Genomic DNA, 20,499 nt, shown 5'->3' on the forward strand with positions numbered 1-20,499 from the left:
TTTGAGGAGGCACCAAAAAGGATGCCATAAACCTGTACCATACCAGGTACTAATTACATACTAGCCTAGAGGAAGAAAAACCCTTCCATATCTTAAAATTCGGAAAACCCCATAAAATTCTGTATTTTTCCTAAGCTATTATCGTCTGTCACTAACCCAAAAACTAACCATGAATAAACTGTATATCTTTTTTATAGCTCAATTTTTTCTGTTTTCTTGCAACCCATCCAGCGATAGGGAGGGGCCAGAAGCCCAAGCCTACCCCAATGTGATTTTTGTATTGGCCGACCAGTGGAGGGGAGAGGCAGTAGGATATGCTGGCAACAGAGACATCATCACCCCTAACCTGGACCGCCTTGCGGAAGAAAGTGTGGTATTTGAAAATACCGTAGCCATGATCCCCGTATGCGCACCATGGAGGGCCAGTTTTCTCACTGGGCAATACCCCCTTACTCATGGGGTATTTTATAATGACCAGCCCCTATCCCCTGAGGCTGTAAGCATGGGTAAACTCTATAAAGAGGCCGGGTACCAGACTGGTTATATTGGAAAATGGCACCTTAATGGCCGACAGGAAAAAGACAAGCCCTTTAGTGGAAGGGACAAGCCCGTCCCTAGAGAAAGAAGACAGGGGTTTGATTATTGGAAAGTGAGCGAAGTCACCCATAACTACAACGAAAGTTTTTATTTTGACGAAAATGATAAAAAGCATTTTTGGGAAGGGTATGATGTGTTTCCCCAGACTGACAGTGCCATCAGTTATATACATAGGAACAAGGAGCAGCCCTTTTTGCTGTACCTTTCTTGGGGACCACCTCATGACCCCTACTTCACTGCCCCGGAAGAATACAGAAATAGGTATGACCCTGCCAATATAGCCTTAAGGCCAAATGTACCCGAGGAATTCCAGGACAGTGCCCGAAATGTAATTGCTGCTTATTATGCCCACTGCACAGCTATGGATAAGGCGCTAGGGGACCTGCTGGATGCCGTGGAAGAGGCAGGGATTGCAGACAACACCCTCTTTGTGTTCACATCCGACCATGGGGACATGCTTATGTCCAAGGGGGTATTGAAGAAACAACGGCCTTGGGATGAGTCCATAATGGTCCCCATGCTGCTACGCTATCCTAATAAACTGGGAAAGGACAAAAAAACGGTTTCGGCACCGATCAACACCATGGACCTTTTGCCTACTTTCCTGGGGCTTTCGGGTATACCTGTGCCAGAATCCATAGAGGGGGAAGACTATTCTGCGCAGTTACTCGAAGGAGTGGAATTAAAAAAGGAAGCCGCCCTTATCACCCTGCCTGTTCCCTTTCACGAGTGGAATTTCCCCAGAGGGGGGAGGGAATATCGTGGAGTAAGGACGGACCGGTACACCTATGTAAGGGACCTGAAAGGCCCTTGGCTGCTCTATGACAACAAGGAAGACCCATATCAGAAGCACAACCTAACCGACCAACCCCAGATTGCACAGCTCCAAAAGCACATGGAATCCTTGCTACAGGAGAAGCTTGCCAAGGTAAATGATGATTTCCTTCCTGCCGACGAGTACATGAAAAAGTGGGGATACCTCTATGACAGGGATGATAGCCTAAGGAGCGAGAACTACCTGGAGAGAGGAAGGTGAAATTGTGGAGGGACCTAAGGAGGTGTTGAAAGGGTAAATAGGTACTGAAATGAACATATTTAAAGGTAAGTACCGGATTGAATTCAGCACAGGTTTCCCCCTCTGGAAAAATAATTCACCTTCCATACCAAAAACCCATGCTGGGCACACCCTTTGTACACCATCAGCGAAACAGCAAAATGCTGTTCAAATATGACCTAGCTCTTTGAAGGATGAAACTAGTATATATCGGAACCTACCCCCCTCGCCAATGTGGTATTGGTATTTTCACCAACAACCTTTACGAATCGATGGTTACAAATCATTCTTTGGAAGGAAACAGCAATCTGTCCAATGATGAATATATAGAAGGGTTCGTAATAGCCATGAGTGACCATGACCTTACCTATCCCTATCCTGAAGAAGTAAAGCTCAGTATCCGGCAGGAGCATCAGCGCGACTATTTGGAAGCAGTGAAGTTCATCAATATCAGTGGAGCTGATGTTTGTATTCTAGAGCATGAGTTTGGCATCTTTGGTGGGCAAAGCGGTATATATATTCTTCCCTTGCTGCATCGTCTTGAAATACCCTTAATCGTAACACTTCATACCATTTTAGAAAAACCCTCCTACAACGAAAAGGCAGTATTGAAGCAAATCTGTAAAATGGCCCAAAAAGTGGTGGTGATGAGCCATAAAGCCATTGGATTTCTTACTGATATCTATGGGGTGGAAAAAGAAAAAATTGCTTTTATCGAGCACGGAGTGCCGGATATTCATTTTGACCAAGGTCAATCCAAAAAGGCATTTAAGCTCGAAAACAAAAAATTATTGCTCACTTTTGGAATAATCAGCCGCAACAAAGGGATTGAAACTGCAATTAGGGCCTTGCCGAAAGTGATTGAAAAACATCCGGAAATGATCTACATGGTATTGGGTAAGACACATCCTAATGTGCTTCGCCATTCCGGTGAAGAATACCGTAATTATCTTCATCTTTTGGTGAAAAACCTTGGGTTAAGAGATCATGTTGTTTTCCTGAATGAATTTATAGATCAAAAAGAATTATTCAGGTATTTATGTGCCTCGGATATATACATCACCCCCTACCTAAATGAAGCACAAATCACTAGTGGTACACTCTCCTATGCCGTTGGCGTAGGTTCGGCTGTTATTTCCACACCCTACTGGCATGCATCTGAATTATTAGCAAATGGTAGAGGACGGTTTTTTGACTTTAATGACTCCGATCAACTTTCAGGCATTTTGATGGAATTATTGGGCAATCCGCAAAAACTGAAAATGCTTAGAAAAAAAGCATTCGATTATGGGCAAACGTTAACCTGGCCAAAGTCCGGGGAGAAATACCTTTCACTGGTAAAGCAGGTTTTATCCACAAAACCAGAAGTTGCTTCCATATTAGAAACTTCCATTGACCCACTATTACTACCCGTTTTTTCTTTGGACCATATCAAGCGCCTAACAGATGATACGGGAATTATCCAGCATGCCAAGTTCGGTATCCCAAACCTGAAAGAAGGATATTGCCTGGATGATAATGCCAGAGCCTTGCTTATGGTACTTATGGCATACCGACAAACGAAAGATAAGCTTGCCCTTAACTTGGCTCCTATATACCTGAGCTATATTCATTACATGCAAAACAAAGATGGGACTTTCAGGAATTTCCTCAGTTTTAACCGTAACTTTTTAGATGAGGTAGGGTCGGAAGATTCTTTTGGAAGAACCATCTGGGCCTTGGGATATTTATTGGGTAATGCCCCCAATGATGCATATTATCAAACAGGGAAACTAGTATTCTTTGATGCCGCACCCAACTTTGAAAACCTTCAATCCATCAGAAGTATCGCCAATACCATGCTGGGGATCTGTTATTACCTCAAAACGAGCCCAACGGATGAGGATATGACTGAAAGGTTAAGAAACCTCACGGGCAAGTTAATCAAGCACTATGAAGATAACAGTTCTCCGGACTGGAAATGGTTTGAACCCTTATTGGCTTATGACAATGGCATGTTACCTCTTTCGCTTTTACATGCCGCAGAGATTTTGAATGATGATACCGTAACCAAGGTTGCCTTGGAAAGTATGGGCTTTCTGACGAAAATTACACTAAAGGATGGTTACTTATCGATAATTGGAAATGAAAACTGGTATAAAAAGGAAGGAGAACGATCCATGTTTGCACAACAGCCCGTGGATGCGCTTGCCATGATTTTAATGTATCATCAGGCATATCACCTGACCGATGACAAGGAATACCTTGCAAAACTATTCTCCTGCTTTATGTGGTTCCTTGGGGAGAATGACCTTCGCATGAGCTTGTTCGATTTTGAGACAAAGGGCTGCTGTGATGGCTTCGAAAGCTATGGTGTAAACCGTAATCAGGGCGCCGAAAGCTCACTGGCTTATTTAATTTCTCATTTAATCGTTTTGCAGGCATTTGAAGAAATGGAAAAGACAGATTTGTTGCCCTGAAATCGAGCCTGCCTGGACGGCAGTCAGGGCATGACGCGAGCGACACACGAGGGGATGATTATCGTTTCGAGATTCCCCCGAATCGAGTTCCCCGAAGCGAGTTCGGGGCAGGCAGGGGCAAGCTATGTGACCGTTGAAAAGAAAATATAAACACATGAAATCGAGCCTGTCCTGACGGCAGTCAGGGCATGACGAGCACGTCACACACTGGGATGATTATAGACTGCGAGATTCCATATGACCGCTGAAAAGACAATATAAACATATGAAAATAGCCCTGTTGTCCCCTATAGCCTGGAGAACCCCTCCTGCAAAATACGGCCCTTGGGAACAGGTGGCTTCCAATATTGCCGAAGGTTTGGTAGAAAAAAACATGGATGTCACCTTATTTGCTACCGGAAATTCCATCACCAAAGGCAAACTGCAATATGTAGTCAAAATGGGTTATGCCGAAAACCCTGATATTGACCCCAAAGTTTGGGAATGCCTTCATATCAGTCATTTGATGGAGCAGGCAAATCAATTTGATGTAATCCACAACCACTTTGATTTTCTTCCGCTTTCTTATTCCCATTTGATTAAAACTCCAATGGTTACAACCATTCACGGCTTCTCATCCCCCAATATAATGCCGGTCTATAAAAAATATAACCAAAGCAATTTTTATGTATCCATCAGCAATGCAGACCGATCTCCGGAACTTGAATATATAGCAACAATCTACAATGGAATCCATAAAGATGAATTTACCTACCGCAATACCTCCAAGGATTATTTGTTGTTTTTTGGTAGAATCCACCCTGAAAAAGGCACCTATGAATCCATTCAGATAGCCAAGCAATCAGGGAGAAAACTAATCATTTCCGGTTTAATTCAGCAGCAGGAATATTTTGACAGCAAGGTCAAGCCTTTCATTAATGATGACGATATCGTATATGTTGGTAATTCCAACCCAAAGGAAAGGGATAAACTACTCGGGGAGGCTTTTGCCCTTCTACATCCCATCAGTTTTAGAGAGCCCTTCGGTTTAAGTGTTGCGGAATCGATGATGTGCGGAACCCCAGTTATTGCCTTTAATTTAGGTTCTATGCCGGAATTGATTCTTGACGGAAAAACCGGTTTCCTTGTAAATACCTTTGAAGAAGCAGTCGAAGCGGTGGAAAATATTAAATCTATAGATCGAAAAAATTGCAGGGAATGGGCGCTCACCAAATTCAGCAGGGAAAAAATGACGGAAGGTTATCTCCAGGTTTATAATAAGATTCTGAATTTGTAAGGAGTATAAATGCTTACCTTTTCAGATAGATGATTTGGAATGAATTTAACAAAACAATGACATGGAGAAAATGAAATCAAAGAACCTGTTGGTTAAAAGAACCAGGATAAAAATCGTCAGGAACTCATCCAGGGTAATAACTCGGGCCCATATTCCGGACGTCACACGCATACCTAAAATAATTGACAGGGTGATGCGTCTAACGGAAGGGGGTGCTGAAGATTTGTTACAGCATATTAATCTTCATTTCATAGAGCGCCATAAGAATATCGACAGCATTTTTATGGTAAACTTTAGAAAGGTTTCACAATTTATCCAAAAAGAATCCCCAATAAGTGACACTAAGAAACTATTGATAGGGGCCTTTTTTACCATGGAATACTCCATTGAATCTGCCGCCCTATTCAACCCTTCCATAGTAACCCACCCTAACCAAGAGGGCGTTGCACCTGGTAGTCTCCGGTTTGTATTGAGTCTACGGGCCACCGGAGAAGGACACATTTCTTCTATCGTTTTTCGTAGTGGCATAATCAAAGAAGATTGCACCTTTCTGCTTAACCCGATAAGTGAATTTGTTGATACCCCCCGGATCCGACATGATCAGTCATACGACCGTCATTTATTTCAGCTCAAGCTTGAAAGTATGAATGCATGGAACGAAACAAGTAAAAGGGTTTTTGAAAAATTACAAAATTCGTTCACCTTTCAAGATTTAAAGGACAGTATTATAGGGCTTCAATTGGATAAAGAAAATTCTTTTGATGAAGATGCTGTAAAGAATATTTTCTGGCTTGCCGATTCTAATTATTTTATAAGGTTTGAAGCTGACCATGACGTTTCAGAACATGTGATATTTCCTTTATCCGAGAATGAAAGCAGGGGAATAGAGGATGCAAGGTTTGTAAGGTTTTTCGATGACAATGGAGACATCACCTACTATGCCACCTACACCGCCTACAATGGGATTTGCATTCTCCCCCAATTATTGGTTACCAAAGATTTCATTAATTTTGATATCATCACCTTGAATGGCAAAGCAGCCCAAAATAAAGGGATGGCACTTTTCCCCCGAAAAATTAATGGAAAATATGTAATGCTTTCCCGATTAGATGGGGAGAATAATTATATTATGTTTTCTGATCACCTGCATTTCTGGGATGAGGCGAAAATCATTCAGGAACCAGCTATGCCCTGGGAATTTTTCCAAATTGGCAATTGTGGCTCACCGCTTGAATTAAATGAAGGATGGTTGGTGATTACCCATGGAGTAGGTGCGATGAGACAGTATTTTATTGGTGCAATTTTACTTGACCTGGAAGATCCTTCTAAAATCATAGCCCGCCTGGAGGAACCCCTTCTTACTCCAAATGAGGAAGAACGCGAGGGCTATGTGCCAAATGTGGTGTATTCCTGTGGTTCATTGATCCATAACAACAAGCTGATAATACCCTATGCCATGTCCGACATCACTACAGGAATTGCCACTGTTTCCATTAGTGAGTTGATTGCCAGCATGAAGCCTTGCAAGTGACCATAAAACCACCTAAACGGTAGTTGTTAAATGGATTTTATGAAAATTTTACCGAGGACAAGAAAGACTATTTCGGCCAAAATGAACCGGTATTATTGGACAACAGAAGTGAGAATAAATCCAGTTTCAGGGATGAGATTAAAGGGAAAGGAATTGAAATAGAATAAAGCCCAATTAATTCGCAAGAATTTAAATTCCCCTACATTTGTAATCCCTAATTGTGAAACCTACAAGCAATAAGAGACGCACGCATCCGAAGCCATCGGAAAAATCATTACTAAACAGAAGAACAAATGACTAAAAAGCGCATATTTTTTACAGGGGGATCGGGTAAAGCAGGAAAGCATGTGATCCCCTACCTGATTGGCCAAGGCCATAAAGTGATGAATGTAGACCTAACGCCGTTGGACTACCCTGGGGTGGATAATCTAATAGCTGATATTACGGATTCCGGACAAATGTTTAATGCCATGAGCTCATATACTGGGTTAGATGAGTTGGAACCGGGTAATGGCGTGCCAAAATTTGATGCTGTAGTTCATTTTGCTGCAGTGCCCAGGATCTTGATTAAACCTGATAATGAAACTTTCCGGGTCAACACCATGGGAACTTACAATGTGATTGAATCCGCTGTAAAGCTTGGAATTAAAAAAATTGTGATTGCTTCCTCAGAGACGACCTACGGTATTTGTTTTTCAGATGGCAAAACCGACCCCAGAATGCTGCCTTTGGAGGAGGACTATGATGTCGATCCCATGGATAGCTATGGGTTATCGAAGGTGGTGAATGAGAGAACGGCACGCAGCTTCCAGCGACGATCAGGTTTTGACATCTATGCCCTTCGTATAGGAAATGTGATTGAGCCCCATGAATACGACGAGCTGTTTCCGCGTTATTTCAAAAACCCTGAACTACGCCGCAGGAATGCGTTCTGTTATATTGATGCCCGTGACCTGGGTCAGATTGTGGATTTATGTTTGAAAAAAGACGACCTCGGTTTTCAGGTTTTCAATGCAGGAAACGACCACAATGGTGCGGTTATCCCCAGCAAAAAATTGGCTGAACAGTTTTTCCCCGGGGTGCCAATTACCCGTGAACTGGGGGAACATGAAGCATTGTTTTCAAATCGCAAAATCCGTGAAGTCCTTGGGTTCAAAGAACAACATAACTGGCAGAAATATATTAAATGGGAGAAATTGTAAGTTGGGCATCCTTGACAAACGTGTACATAATTTCCTCCGGGGAACCTGACTCTAACGGTGTGACAAGTATTATTCCAGAAGAAATTTCAATAGTGGGTTTCCTACTTCCAAACGGCAGATAACGCTACTCTGCAACTGATGGGCATTCTGGTACCCATACGGTTAGATAAGCCCTTTACACCATTTTTTTGACTACCTTCGTACAAAGAAATCGAGCCTGTCCTGACGGCAGTCAGGGCATGACCCAAGCGATACACAGGGAATTCCTCCCGAAAGCTGTCAGGGTTGGGAGATTCTCCCAAAACGAGTTCCCCGAAACAAGTTCGGGTCAGGCTGCGGAAGTCAGGTATAACCATTGAAAAACAATTATAAACAAATGATAAAAGGCAAAAAGGGTTTGGAGCAGCAGTTTTTGAGCAATCTGGAGATAGCTGAATTTAATGAAATGCAGCGGGCTTTTATAGATGCCACAGAAAAGCATCCAAACACCATGCTGTTGGCACCAACAGGTTCTGGCAAAACCCTGGCTTTTCTGTTTCCTTTGTTCAAACTTTTGGATCCAGATTCCAGAAGTATTCAAGCCCTTATCATTGTTCCATCTAGGGAATTGGCGATTCAGATTGAGCAGGTTTTCAAATCCCTGAAAACGGGATTTCGTGTTAGCACCTGCTATGGTGGCCATTCCATAAAGCTGGAGAAAAACAGTTTGGGTGAGTTTCCGGCGGTGGTCATAGGCACCCCTGGCCGATTATCCGATCATGTCAACCAGGGTTCCTTGGAGACTGAAGCCATCAAATTGGTCGTCTTGGACGAGTTTGACAAGTCCCTTCAATTGGGCTTTCATGATCAGTTGAGGGATGTGTTTAGAAAGTTGTCGGGTGCTCAAATGCATTTGTTTACTTCGGCAACGGTCATGGGCCGACTACCTGATTTCATCCCCTTCGATGATCCTCCTGTTGTTGATTTTCTATTTCAAAACAAGGATTCCAAACTGGAATTGAAGCTTTTTCCCACCTCAAGTAAGGAAAAAGTCCAGGGATTGATGCGTTTGGTTTCTCATTTTCAGGGGGAGGCCTGTATCGTATTTTGCAATCACCGGGAGGCTGTGGACCGCATCAGCATGCTCTTGAAAGACAATGGTTACGAACATGCCGTCCTGCATGGCGGCATGGAACAACTGGACAGGGAAAAAAACCTAATAAAATTTAGAAGTGGGATTGTCCACCTATTGATTGCCACTGATCTCGCTTCCCGAGGACTCGATATTCCGGAAATTAGACATATTGTTCACTATCAACTTCCTCCGAAGAAAGATGCTTTCACCCACAGAAATGGGCGAACCGCAAGAATGCATGCCTCTGGGCAGGGTTATCTGGTCTTAGCAAATGATGAGGCATTGCCAGATTATCTGGAAAAAAACATGACCGAGGAGGTAGCTATTGAAGATACCGTAGCCTCCCTACCTTCTCGGTTTTCTCTATTGTATCTCAGCGCAGGGAAAAAAGATAAAATAAGCAAGGGTGATATTGCCGGGTTCCTAATCAAAAACGGAGGGGCCAAAGCTGAAGACATTGGCTTGATTACCATAATGGATTTTGCAAGCTATGTGGCTGTAAGTAGAAAAATCGCATCTGATCTGGTCAAAAAACTAAATGGGGAGAAGCTGAAAAAAGCAAAAGTGAAAATTGCAGAAGCCAATTGAGGATAAATACCCGGAATTAGTACATAATTGCATAACTTCTCAGGGAAAGGGAAAAATGAAACAGGGACGGGAGTGTTAGCTGAACTCTGTCTGCCTTCCCTCCCGGGGGCTAGCCCCCGGGAGGGAAAAATTCACTAATTTTTTAGGTCTCTGTCCTCAGGTCCAGTTCCAACCTGCCCTCAAATCTAATGGCTAATTGCTGGACAGTCAAGCCCCAGTTCTGCACCGGTGAAGTCCATTTCTTCTCAATCCGCTTGGTGGTCAGGTAAACCAGCTTCAGCAGTGCCATATCGCTGGTGAAGGCCCCTTTGTTTTTTGTGGCCTTCCTTACCTGGCGGTGGAAACCCTCCACCGTGTTGGTGGTGTAGATTATCTTTCTTATGGGCGCGGTGTAGTCAAAGTAGGTGCTCAGCCTCTCCCAGTTGTCGTTCCAGGAGCGGAGGACCACCGGGTATTTCTTCCCCCATTTTTCCTCCAGGTCCAGCAGGGCGGATTCTGCCAGGGCCTTTGTTTCAGCCCTGTACACCAGTTTGAGGTCCCTCATGAATTCCTTGGAATCCTTGCTGGAAACGTACTTGATGCTGTTCCTGATCTGGTGGATGACACACAGCTGGAGGTCCGTTTTTGGAAACACCGAATGAATGGCCTCACCCAGCCCCTTCAGGTTGTCCGTGCAGGCGATCAGGATGTCCTCCACCCCCCTCTGCTGAAGGTGGGTCAGTACCTGGAGCCAGAAGTTGGCCCCCTCGCTCTCGGAGATATACATCCCCAGGACTTCCTTTTTGCCTTCCCTGTTCAGGCCCAGGATATTGTACAGGGCCTTGTGCCTCACCTTTCCCTCTTCCCTGACCTTGAAGTGCATGGCGTCAAGCCATACAATACAATAGACAGGCTCTAAGGGGCGTTCCTGCCATTCCCTGACCTTGGGTGCCACCCTGTCGGTAATCTCACTGATTACCTGTGTGGATATATCCGTATCGTACATCTCCCTTATGTGCTCTGATATGTCCCTTAGGCTGTTGCCCATGCCGTACATGGCAATGATCTGCTTTTCCAGGTTGTCTGCCAGGATCCGCTGCCGTTTTTCAACTATTTTTGGTTCAAAACTGCTGTTACGGTCCTGGGGGGTGGAGATGGTCACTTCCCCATGGCTGCTCTTGACCGTCTTATGGCCCTTGCCGTTACGCTTGTTGCCTGAGGCAGCACCCTTCTCCTCATCGGAAAGATGTGCCTCCATCTCCCCTTCAAGTGCCTCCTCAAGGAACTCCTTCAGGATCGGGGAAAATGCCCCGTCCTTTCCAAAAAGGGGTTCGCCGGATAAAAACTGCTTTAATACCTTTTCCTTAAATGCTTTTTCTTTCTGCTGTTCCATGATGCTCTAGTCTAGTAACTTTGTTTAAAATTCCAAGTCATTAGACAGAGTTGAGCTTACAGTCTCACAGGGACTGTCGCCGAAATTACCACCATCCTTCGTAAAGCAGTTCAGTACTTCAGTTTCTTAGGAGCATAATCTGATCCCCGTTCCTGCCAATTATAAATTAGGCTCAAAAGGCAGGGCAGATTTGTGAACGATAATTCTTATTTTGTCATCCTCAGTTTTCTTAAATACAAAGGTTTTATCAACCATCACTGTATTGCCCTCTTTGTCAGTCACCCATACATTGCCCATCGTAATAGCTGTGGAACCATAGATTTGAATACCATAATCGTCCGAACCCACGTTTTCATATCTCGCCTCTACCCAGGGTTTCAATGCAAATCCACTATCATCAGCGTATTTGTCATTTCCACCAATAAAATACGCCATAGCCCCTTCCTTTGTCGTTCTGAATGTTTGTGGCCCATGGGCTAAGGTAGGTTTAAAAAACACTTTACCATTTTCAAAATTATAGGCATCTTTCAGGACTTTCTCCGTATATTCTCTATAATCCCCATCTGTATCATACAGTCTTCCAATTTCCACCAAGGCATCACACCATGCTTGCTGGGCAGCATTCACTTCCTCATATGTGATGATGGTTTCTACATTAGGTTCTACATACTCCAATCCTAACTCCTCAGCATAACGCTGAGCTTCTTGTGCCTTTTCTGATTTTTGCTCTGATCCAGAAGTAGTTGAGTTTTCCTTACAACCCATCACACAGATAACTGACACCAAACTTAAAATGAAAATTTTACTCATTAATTTGTTATTAAAATCAACCTACTTTATGGTACGGTGTTCGGTTTTCCCGTTAGCATTTATAAGCTCAGGAAGAAAAAAACAGAGTATTAATTCTTAGAAATTTTGATCTTCAACTTCACATTATGTTCAACTTTTATACTATGCCTTGAAAAATGGCATATATTTCTATACCACTTGGAAGTGCTTGAACACAAATTGAAATCCTATAGCTTCCAATGAATGATCAACAACCATTCCAACGTTTGTTTAAAATTTTAAATTGCCAAAACAATCCTACTTTATTTTTCTACTCTCCTTTCTTTATTATAGGATACTTTTCCAAATATTCCTTTGGAGGGGTATGCCATTCAGAGAGTCTGCTCACATTGGTGCGAAGACAGTGGTAAACGAAATCGTAAAGAAGCTCACTCACCTCTGACGGCAACCTGGCCCTTCCTTCTTCCTTGGTTTCAAAAAGTTCCCACTGATCTCCTGAAATATCTTTTTCAATTTCCAACATGGCATAGGAAACCGGCAGTCTTGCAGATTTGACCCGTTGTAAATGGTTCGGCTCTTGCCTTACCGCATGTTCAGCCTTATCAAAAATGAGATTGTACGCCTTTATCAGCTCTGGAGTGAGGTAAGAGTCTTTCTCCTGGATAGGACTGCCAAAGATAGACAACTTCCGTCCTGTGGATCCTTGGTTATGGTCATGTACCAGGTTGATATATGCCTTGATATGTCCTGCTGCCTGCCCATAATAGGCCAATAAAAAATCATCCATCTCTTTTTGTATATCCACCTCCGGGTCATTGACCAATTTAGTCAGCAAATAAGCCCTTAACTCGGCAAATTCCCCACCGGACTGGATATTGCCCTGTTCAAAGACCGCACTTACCCTATTTTGCTTTAGAAACTGGATATTGGGTTGCAAAGTGCGCAGGTTTGGAAAGGGAGAAACCAAATGGGAAAACCGAATGGTATAGTCCCACACCAAGATATTATCCGTCAGCTTCCCCCAGCCCTGCAGGTCTTCACTGAATTCCACGTCCCCGGTTTCAATGGGTTCATTCCGGGTGCTCTCTATGCTACAGAGCATAATGTTTACGTTTTTGGCAGGCACCAAATCCCTGGGTGGCACTCGGGTATATTGATAGGCCAAAGTGGAGATGATTTTATCCGGAAACCGCTCTGCCACCTTGTTTACAAAGGTCAGCATGGAGCCCATTCCAAGTGCAGGATACTCGCTGCCGTGTGTCTTGTACATCTTTTCCTCCGGTGCGAAAGCTGCATATTGAGCATCCAAAGCAGCACAGTTTTCACACTGGCAATAGTTGACATTGTCGTTTTGGCTTACTGACCAATACCTCGCCTCAGGTTTTTGGTCTATGGCCTTTTGCAAGTTTTCACTGACAATTTCCAAGACCTCAGGATTGGTCAGGCAAAGTTGGGACTCTGGCTGCACACTCTTTCCATCCCAAGAAGGAATCAGCCCAGCATGTCGTTTTCCATCGTAATAACTGAAATATTCCGGATTGGACTCCCCGTACTCCTCAGGATTGAGGAGCTGGTGAAAAGTGTGCACCCAGTACCCCCATTCTGTTGGAGAAGACCCCCTGCCCCCAAAGGAATGGAGCCTATGCCAGTCCATAAATTCCGGATCATAGACATCCTCATAAAAAACCTCCCTAAAGGAAAACACCGGTATCTCCAATGCATCGATTTGACCTAAGCGAATAGTGGATTGACTAGGAATGTGATCTACTTTTGAAGTGTATTTTTTGCAACCTAAGTAATTTTCCAAAAAAGCATATACCCCGTAGATTACCCCTTTCCGGGAGCCTCCCATGATTAGCAGCTTTTCACCCTTAGTCCCTATATAGTGGCCGTCCTGTCCAAAATCCTCCACTTTTACTTCTTTCACCTCTGCCCTATTAACCTTCCCTATTAGAATCTCTTGAACTTTCGGCTCACCATCATCGTGAATTACCGGAATACTGGCACCCGAAATTCGTTGCAGATAATCTTGCAATACCTTTGCAGCCTGAATTTCTTGGACTTCAGGATTTTCGGGAAGGATGATTTGATAACTACTAGTTTGGTTTTCTACTAATATCAGCTCCTGAGCACATGTCACACTGAAGGAAAAACCAGCAGAAAGTGAATAGGCAAGGATTAGGATGATTCTTTTTGCAAACATGTCATTTCGGGTTTAAAGGGGATTCTAGAAAGATGAAATACTCCAATATGTCAAGAAAAGGTTTTGGACCGCAAAACGAAAGAAAAAGCCCTACCAATGGCAATATGCAGTGTTGAAATTAAAATGTTTAACTGGATAGTGAAGGATTAATAACAACTATTCGCCGAATTCAAACTTTAATATGGAGTTCTTCCTTTAAAACTGTGGCTATCCCACTCCTTTTAGCCACTCATAAAATAACTACATTTACAGGGGAAAATTTACTAGACCTTTGTTGACATTATTGCCTACTCAGCGTTTTTAAATCATAACCATTTTTCATAAACAGCAATGCCTAATCGTACCGGTATATTTTCCTCCCTAGGCACTGATCTTCCCGCAGGGTTGGTCGTGTTTTTGGTCGCGCTTCCACTTTGTTTGGGAGTTGCTTTATCTTCGGGAGCCCCATTATTTTCAGGGATTATTGCTGGGGTGGTAGGAGGTGTATTGGTGGGCTTTTTATCCGGATCACACACATCGGTGTCCGGACCGGCGGCAGGATTGACGGTAATTGTTCTAAATGCAATCGAAGAACTGCAAACCTACGAACTATTCCTTACTGCCCTAGTAATTGCCGGAGCACTGCAAGTGATGCTAGGTGTATTAAAGGCAGGGCTTATAGGCTATTATTTCCCAACTTCTGTAATTAAGGGGATGTTGGCCGGAATAGGAATTATCCTAATCATCAAACAAATCCCTTATTTATTTGGTACAAATTCCAGTGAGTTAGTAGAGGATTTTATCCCATTTGTGAATGATCTTGAAGCGGTTTTGGCCCTTCAGTCTTTAATGGGCACAGTGGATTACGGTGCCATTATCATCTCATTTATCTCCATAGCCATACTAATAGGATGGGAAAAACCAGTGATCAAAACACATAAATGGTTAAAATTGATCCCAGGAGCTTTGCTTGCTGTATTGGTCAGTATTGGAATCAACAAAATATTCAAATTTTTTATACCCAATCTTTACCTTCAGGACGAAGATAAGGTTCGACTCCCCGAGATCACGGGATTTGGAAGCCTTGCTGATCAATTGATGCTCCCAGATTTATCGGGAGTGGCAAATCTGGAGGTTTGGGTGATCGCCTTCACTATTGCCATTGTGGCCAGCCTGGAATCCCTGCTGAGTCTGGAGGCCGCAGATAAATTAGATCCACAGAAAAGGATTTCGCCCCCAAACAGGGAGTTGTTTGCACAGGGTATAGGAAATATGGTCAATGGATGTATTGGGGGTATGCCCATCACAGCAGTGATCGTAAGAAGTTCCGCAAATATCAACTCAGGTTCCAAGACGAAATTATCGGCAATTTTCCATGGTTTCCTTTTGCTCCTAAGTGTGCTGCTCATACCTGGTCTTCTAAACCTTATCCCTATCGCTTGTCTGGCCACCATTTTGCTGTTGATCGGATATAAGCTGGCAAAAGTTTCCCTCTTTAAAAACATGTACGGTCTGGGATTAGACCAATTCCTCCCTTTCCTATTTACCATTCTGGGCATTATTTTCTTCGATTTGCTTAAAGGCATAGGATTGGGGATGATAATAGGCATCACCTATATTCTCATTAGAAACTATAAAAACTCCCACTTCTTCAAAGATGCGAAGGAGGAGGATGAAAATATTATTCATATCGTTTTGGCCGAAGAGGTGAGCTTCTTGAACAAAGGCTCCTTGATCAAAACCCTTAAGAATATTGGAGATGGAAAAAAAGTAATTATTGATGGTACTCAATCAAGGATCATTGACCATGATATTCTGGAAGTCATAATGGATTTTCAAACTAATGCCAAGGAAAGGAATATAGCGGTAGAAATCATAAATATAGTTCTTCCTTACAAGGAAACAGTAAGCTAGAAAAAGTATCGTCTTGATTTTCCGTTTATACAGGCTCCATCCGATCATGAATCTCAACTCTTTCACGATTCCTAGGAGATTGGTGATTTTAATAGATTGAATTTCCAATAAACTCATTTACCGAACAATTTTACTTGGGTTAGAAGGTAAATTCAACATGTACGGACATGTAGCGAAAACTTTTTGTGAAAAATGCGTAAACTTATTTATAGTAACCGCTCTTTTCCATGAAAACATTGTTCCTACCGCTATTTACCTTACTATTTGTCTGGACATTGTCCGCACAAACCTACAATACCTATCCCACTCAAAACGGAATAGCCTCTCCATTACCAAAGACTTCAATTCAACCCGGTACCAATCCAGGTACACTAAATGTGTATGAGCACCAGAATGGCATCCGGGAAATCAGTCCCAGCAAAGTAATCAAGGTCCAGCCTTCCGGCCAAAAGGAGTTCTATGATACTCAAAATGGCATTCCTGAAATAAGCCCCTCCAAGGTAGTTAAACCCAATTCCCAAGGTGGATATGAGGTGTATGGAACCAACAATGGATTACCTGATATAAGCCCTTCAAAGTCCGTAAAACCCAACCAGCAAGGTGGCTATGACATCTACGAACACAGCAATGGACTTCCCAATATTTCCCCTTCCCAATCCCTAAAGCCAAATCGACAGGGAGGCTATGATGTTTACGAACACAGTAACGGCATACCCGGTATCAGCCCGGTAAAAGTAATCAAGAAGGACTAAAGGGACATTTTTGAAAAATAGCATGAGGAAATCGAGCATGATGGGATCGTCACACAGGTAAATTATTGAGGTTGCGAGATTCTTCCGAGTGTCGGCACAGGCTCCCGAAACAAGTCCCCCGAATCGAGCTAGGGGAGAGCTACCTGTCTGGCAGGTGATACCAATGAAAATCAATTATTAACAGATAAAAGAACCTAATGTCCCTTCGTTGATCCTATCTCTTTTGGTCCATCAAGGAACGTAAGACCTCCAAGGATTTTACTTCCTTAAATGTTTCCATATGCATGGCATAAAACTTCAGCCAGTCATCCATCAACTCCTGACTTACAGCCCTTGAAGGCTTGGAAAAAACCCGTTCGCCTAGCAGCGTTTCCAGAGCCGATACCCTTTCCTTAAAAGTGGGGCTGGCTTTATCCACAGCAAGTTCCTCGTAAAACTCCCTAGCATCGGAGGGCTCAAAACCCAAAAACCCAGAAAGCTGTATTAGGAACTGTAAGGGGAAATTCCCCAAAATCACTTGCTCCGCATCCAGGTCCAAAACCTTACCTTCCACGAAATCAAATAAACCTTCGTTATGGTAGTTTTCGAAGATTACCTTACCTAGAATCTCCGCCATAAACATGGCCACTCCTGAACGATAAAAATCAAAAGGCAAACGCACAAAGGCATGCTCTAGCTTTGCCTCAGAAACACGCTGTATATTTCCACCCTCCCGTTCATACACCACTAGGTCAAGCAGAGTTAGAGGCTGATAGAGAGCTGTTTTTCCGCGGGATTTCTGGCTCCGTACCCCATTTACAAGGTAAGTTCTCAGCCCCAGTTCTCGGGTGAACACCTTGCAGATGATGGAGCTTTCCTTGTATTTAAGGTAGCTAAGTACGATACCTTTGGTTTTTTTTAACATTATAGCACCAGAAATTTTCCAGCCGCCCGCTCCCGGCCTTGTTCGTCTAATACATAAACCAGGTAAACCCCTGGGGACAACCTTCTTCCTCCCGGATCCAGGAGGTTCCATGTTACTTTCCCACCTGCAACAGGCATGGAGGCAACTACCCTGCCGCTGCTGGTGGCTACCTTAAGCATGGAATAATCAGTGAGCCCCTCAATGCTTAACAAGCCGCTAAAATTGGGTCGGACGGGATTGGGGAAGATTTTTATATTCTTCAATTTAGACTTTGGACCAATGCTTTCCCCCCTATAGGAAAGGGCTCCTTTGGGAGTGGAAATGAAGAGCTCACCGGATTGTGTATGAATGGAAAAGTTCGAAATATCATTGGAAGGCAGTGGGGAGTTGCTGGTGGTAAAGTGGGAAAGAACGACTTCTACATCTGCCGCAAAATGCCATAAACCATCACTTTGCGTTCCTACCCATAGGCTTCTATCAGGGGCAATACGTATAGCTTCCACAGAAGTTCCTGACAATATGGGCCTGCCATCCAGGAGAGGAGCAACAGCATTCACTGCGGACTCCTGCATAATAGCTCCCGCATTAAAGAGATAAGCGATTCCCTGGGACAACCCCAACCACAAATTCCCGGAAGGATCAAGGCTGATATCCCTCACCTGTGAAGTGGGCATTCCTCCCGCGTTGCCTTCAGTTCCAAAAGTTCTGTTCAGCCCGGATATTGGGTCAAAAAGCCTAAGGTTCCTTATAGGACCAGGAGGGTGGAGAAGCCAGGGCCTCCCGGAGTTATCCACCAATAATTTTTCTACCGACTGGGGCAAATCCCAATACTCCCAGCGTCCGGAATTGTCCCTACGCCATAGTTGTGTAGTTGGAGTGTTACTGGCTGCCCATAACCTTCCAGAATGATCGATAGCCAAGGCATGTAAGGCCCGATCTTGATACGGCTCAGGCAAAGGCACAGGAGCCACTTCCAAACCATTAAAGCTATAAAGACCTTTAGAGGTACCCAAGTAAAAGCCCTCCCCGTTTGCCTCGGCAGCATATACGGTGAATGAGGTGGGAAAATTTCGCCAAGTGCCTTCTACAAAAAGGTCAATGCTTGGATCCCCCTCCCTAGGAATTCCCGGAATCGCCAAAGTGGTACTTCTTCCAGAAATAAAAACTGGAAAAGGGTTTGTTACACCTCCAGGAATCAGGGTATTCCCCGGAGGCTGAAGTATCAGCCCTTTGTTGGAAGTAGCCAGTGCCCATACCTGGTCCAACAGATGGAAATCCAAGATCGGGACATCGATTTCCACCCTTGGTTCAAACCCTCCATCAGAAAAGAGCTCATATACTACTTCTTCCCGACTAAAGAAAAGCCTATCCCCAATGACTTTTAGGTCTTGGATGTCAACAGTCCCAATGATCCAATCAATTGCCCCCTGTGCATCTTCCATAAGTATGCGCCCATCCCCATCCAAATAGAAATTTTGATCCTGCCAATGTAGGATGCGCTGCCCAAAAAAAGGAAGGCTTCTTCTCTCCCACAAGTTAAAATCGTTTAAGTTGGTACCAAGCCTACCTTCCATAAGTCCATTTTCACTTAGGGCAAGAATATGTTGTTCCCTTATCTCCACATCCAGGATAGGCAGAGGTTCACCATTAGGTCCAAGATTGAGGAAGGCCGCATCTATAAAGCCCTCTTGAAGGTCCACCGATACAATGCCAAATGCTGCTGCAAGCCAGGCCTTGCCCTGTGCCAACTTTACCCTATGTACCGTCTTATCCCTGATGAGAGTATTAATTCTGATATCGTCCAGTCTCAGTATTCGGTTTTCCCTCACAAAATTTATAGTGCCATCAGTATATACTACCAAAAGGGAATTTGTGGCTGGGTCAAATAGAATTTGCTGGAAATCTTGTCCATATAAGCCATCCAACTTGCTCAGCGCCAGCGCTTTTTGTGCATTGTCAGTCCAATAAAACAGGCTGTTATTCCCCCTAGCAAAAACAGATGTTTCGCTACCACTTATCTGGAGGATATTCCTATAGGAAAGATGATAGCGCCAACTCCCTACAGGAATGTCTCCCTGTGCAACCAGAAGTATCGGCATCAGCAATATAAGCCCACTAAGAACGGCCTTTCTCAAAAAAACATGCTCTACATCTGGCTTCATAACTTTCCTTTTCCCCTAACATCACCTTTTCTTTGCCGGAACTTAACCGGTAACTAAAAGCCGCTAGCTCCCCGCATTTCATGCATATCGCATGTACTTTGGTCACGTATTCGGCAATTGCCATTAATTGAGGCATGGGTTCAAAGGGCTTTCCCTCAAAGTCCATGTCCAGCCCAGCCAGAATCACGCGCTTTCCTGCTTTTGCCAACTGGGTGGCCACCTGTACAATTTGCTGGTCAAAAAACTGCACCTCATCTATACCCACCACATCACAGTTGCCCGCCAGCAACATGATATCATCGGCAAATTGCACCGGGGTGGACCTTATGCTATTTTCGTTATGGGAGACCACATGTTCCTCATCATATCGCTTATCCACGGCAGGCTTGAAAATTTCCACTTGCTGCTTGGCAATGAGAGCCCGGTTTAGCCTTCGGATTAGCTCTTCCGTCTTTCCGGAAAACATGGAGCCACAGATCACTTCGATTTGTCCGCGTTTCTCTTTGGGGCGTTGAAAGGTAGGCTCTATAAACATGCAAGGAATTTTCTTTGACCTGATTTGGAATTATTGGCTAAATTTACCCAAATGTCCGAGGCATAGGA

General features: G+C 43.8%; 16 protein-coding genes. 9 read left to right on the forward strand and 7 right to left on the reverse strand.

The window, feature by feature from the left end; translation table 11 throughout:
- Window positions 1-169 precede the first annotated feature (169 nt).
- From DB520_RS00460 to DB520_RS00480, 6 genes are all read left to right on the forward strand, one after another.
- Entirely contained in the window at window positions 170-1,633 is a 1,464-nt protein-coding gene (locus DB520_RS00460; protein ID WP_114747720.1) for a sulfatase family protein, read from the forward strand.
- 290 nt (window positions 1,634-1,923) lie between these two features.
- Window positions 1,924-4,110 carry a glycosyltransferase family 4 protein gene (locus tag DB520_RS00465; protein WP_232834776.1) on the forward strand — a complete coding sequence of 729 codons (2,187 nt, stop codon included), beginning with the start codon at window positions 1,924-1,926 and terminating at the stop codon, window positions 4,108-4,110.
- Window positions 4,111-4,375: 265 nt separating this feature from the next.
- Entirely contained in the window at window positions 4,376-5,386 is a 1,011-nt protein-coding gene (locus tag DB520_RS00470; protein ID WP_114747722.1) for a glycosyltransferase family 4 protein, read from the forward strand.
- A 70-nt stretch (window positions 5,387-5,456) separates the two neighbouring features.
- Entirely contained in the window at window positions 5,457-6,917 is a 1,461-nt protein-coding gene (locus DB520_RS00475) for a glycoside hydrolase family 130 protein (protein WP_232834777.1), read from the forward strand.
- A 23-nt stretch (window positions 6,918-6,940) separates the two neighbouring features.
- Window positions 6,941-7,084: a hypothetical protein gene (locus DB520_RS26425; protein ID WP_157971881.1), complete on the forward strand. Its 144-nt coding sequence runs from the start codon at window positions 6,941-6,943 to the stop codon at window positions 7,082-7,084.
- A 126-nt stretch (window positions 7,085-7,210) separates the two neighbouring features.
- Window positions 7,211-8,119 carry an NAD-dependent epimerase/dehydratase family protein gene (locus DB520_RS00480; RefSeq protein WP_114747723.1) on the forward strand — a complete coding sequence of 303 codons (909 nt, stop codon included), beginning with the start codon at window positions 7,211-7,213 and terminating at the stop codon, window positions 8,117-8,119.
- A gap of 101 nt (window positions 8,120-8,220) precedes the next feature.
- On the opposite strand, the gene DB520_RS26935 is transcribed toward DB520_RS00480, so the two are convergent.
- Window positions 8,221-8,475, reverse strand: a complete 255-nt coding sequence (locus tag DB520_RS26935; protein WP_114747724.1) for a hypothetical protein — start codon at window positions 8,473-8,475, stop codon at window positions 8,221-8,223.
- Between the two features lie 20 nt (window positions 8,476-8,495).
- Here DB520_RS26935 and DB520_RS00490 point away from each other — a divergent pair, with 20 nt between their 5' ends.
- Window positions 8,496-9,821, forward strand: coding sequence for a DEAD/DEAH box helicase (locus tag DB520_RS00490; RefSeq protein ID WP_114747725.1), 1,326 nt, complete (start codon window positions 8,496-8,498; stop codon window positions 9,819-9,821).
- Window positions 9,822-9,963: 142 nt separating this feature from the next.
- On the opposite strand, the gene DB520_RS00495 is transcribed toward DB520_RS00490, so the two are convergent.
- The 3 genes from DB520_RS00495 to DB520_RS00505 form a co-directional block, all read right to left on the reverse strand.
- A complete protein-coding gene (locus DB520_RS00495) occupies window positions 9,964-11,193 on the reverse strand; it encodes an IS256 family transposase (protein WP_114747726.1) in 1,230 nt (409 codons plus the stop codon).
- Window positions 11,194-11,352: 159 nt separating this feature from the next.
- Complete coding sequence (locus DB520_RS00500; protein WP_232834778.1) at window positions 11,353-12,003, reverse strand: hypothetical protein; 651 nt, start codon at window positions 12,001-12,003, stop codon at window positions 11,353-11,355.
- A gap of 289 nt (window positions 12,004-12,292) precedes the next feature.
- On the reverse strand, window positions 12,293-14,185 hold the full coding sequence (locus tag DB520_RS00505; protein WP_114747728.1) for a DUF4838 domain-containing protein: 1,893 nt from the start codon (window positions 14,183-14,185) through the stop codon (window positions 12,293-12,295).
- A gap of 330 nt (window positions 14,186-14,515) precedes the next feature.
- On the opposite strand from DB520_RS00505, the gene DB520_RS00510 reads away from it, so the two are divergent.
- Both DB520_RS00510 and DB520_RS00515 read left to right on the forward strand, forming a co-directional pair.
- Window positions 14,516-16,078 (forward strand): SulP family inorganic anion transporter, encoded by a 1,563-nt coding sequence (locus DB520_RS00510; RefSeq protein ID WP_114747729.1) that lies wholly within the window; start codon window positions 14,516-14,518, stop codon window positions 16,076-16,078.
- A gap of 227 nt (window positions 16,079-16,305) precedes the next feature.
- A complete protein-coding gene (locus DB520_RS00515; RefSeq protein WP_157971882.1) occupies window positions 16,306-16,830 on the forward strand; it encodes a hypothetical protein in 525 nt (174 codons plus the stop codon).
- Between the two features lie 214 nt (window positions 16,831-17,044).
- Here the strand turns inward: DB520_RS00515 and recO are convergent, their stop codons facing one another.
- From recO to DB520_RS00530, 3 genes are read right to left on the reverse strand one after another with little or no spacing between them, the layout of a single operon-like run.
- The gene (recO, locus tag DB520_RS00520; RefSeq protein ID WP_114747731.1) at window positions 17,045-17,734 is read right to left on the reverse strand and encodes a DNA repair protein RecO; all 690 of its coding nucleotides are present in this window, start codon (window positions 17,732-17,734) and stop codon (window positions 17,045-17,047) included.
- A complete protein-coding gene (locus tag DB520_RS00525; protein ID WP_157971883.1) occupies window positions 17,734-19,896 on the reverse strand; it encodes a PorZ beta-propeller-like domain-containing protein in 2,163 nt (720 codons plus the stop codon). Before DB520_RS00525 ends, recO begins: the two co-directional genes overlap by 1 nt.
- A complete protein-coding gene (locus tag DB520_RS00530) occupies window positions 19,850-20,431 on the reverse strand; it encodes a thymidine kinase (RefSeq protein ID WP_114747733.1) in 582 nt (193 codons plus the stop codon). The genes DB520_RS00525 and DB520_RS00530 overlap by 47 nt, the downstream gene beginning before the upstream one ends.
- Window positions 20,432-20,499 lie beyond the last annotated feature (68 nt).

Origin of the sequence: Pleomorphovibrio marinus, assembly GCF_003347495.1 — a bacterium.
Taxonomy (GTDB): Bacteria; Bacteroidota; Bacteroidia; order Cytophagales; family Cyclobacteriaceae; genus Pleomorphovibrio; species Pleomorphovibrio marinus.

Coding starts and splice junctions, on each gene's coding strand:
- DB520_RS00460 (WP_114747720.1), top strand. CDS start 170: ATGAATAAACTGTATATCTTTTTTATAGCTCAATTTTTTCTGTTTTCT.
- DB520_RS00465 (WP_232834776.1), top strand. CDS start 1,924: ATGGTTACAAATCATTCTTTGGAAGGAAACAGCAATCTGTCCAATGAT.
- DB520_RS00470 (WP_114747722.1), top strand. CDS start 4,376: ATGAAAATAGCCCTGTTGTCCCCTATAGCCTGGAGAACCCCTCCTGCA.
- DB520_RS00475 (WP_232834777.1), top strand. CDS start 5,457: ATGAAATCAAAGAACCTGTTGGTTAAAAGAACCAGGATAAAAATCGTC.
- DB520_RS00480 (WP_114747723.1), top strand. CDS start 7,211: ATGACTAAAAAGCGCATATTTTTTACAGGGGGATCGGGTAAAGCAGGA.
- DB520_RS26935 (WP_114747724.1), bottom strand. CDS start 8,475: ATGGTTATACCTGACTTCCGCAGCCTGACCCGAACTTGTTTCGGGGAA.
- DB520_RS00490 (WP_114747725.1), top strand. CDS start 8,496: ATGATAAAAGGCAAAAAGGGTTTGGAGCAGCAGTTTTTGAGCAATCTG.
- DB520_RS00495 (WP_114747726.1), bottom strand. CDS start 11,193: ATGGAACAGCAGAAAGAAAAAGCATTTAAGGAAAAGGTATTAAAGCAG.
- DB520_RS00500 (WP_232834778.1), bottom strand. CDS start 12,003: ATGAGTAAAATTTTCATTTTAAGTTTGGTGTCAGTTATCTGTGTGATG.
- DB520_RS00505 (WP_114747728.1), bottom strand. CDS start 14,185: ATGTTTGCAAAAAGAATCATCCTAATCCTTGCCTATTCACTTTCTGCT.
- DB520_RS00510 (WP_114747729.1), top strand. CDS start 14,516: ATGCCTAATCGTACCGGTATATTTTCCTCCCTAGGCACTGATCTTCCC.
- DB520_RS00515 (WP_157971882.1), top strand. CDS start 16,306: ATGAAAACATTGTTCCTACCGCTATTTACCTTACTATTTGTCTGGACA.
- recO (WP_114747731.1), bottom strand. CDS start 17,734: ATGTTAAAAAAAACCAAAGGTATCGTACTTAGCTACCTTAAATACAAG.
- DB520_RS00525 (WP_157971883.1), bottom strand. CDS start 19,896: ATGAAGCCAGATGTAGAGCATGTTTTTTTGAGAAAGGCCGTTCTTAGT.
- DB520_RS00530 (WP_114747733.1), bottom strand. CDS start 20,431: ATGTTTATAGAGCCTACCTTTCAACGCCCCAAAGAGAAACGCGGACAA.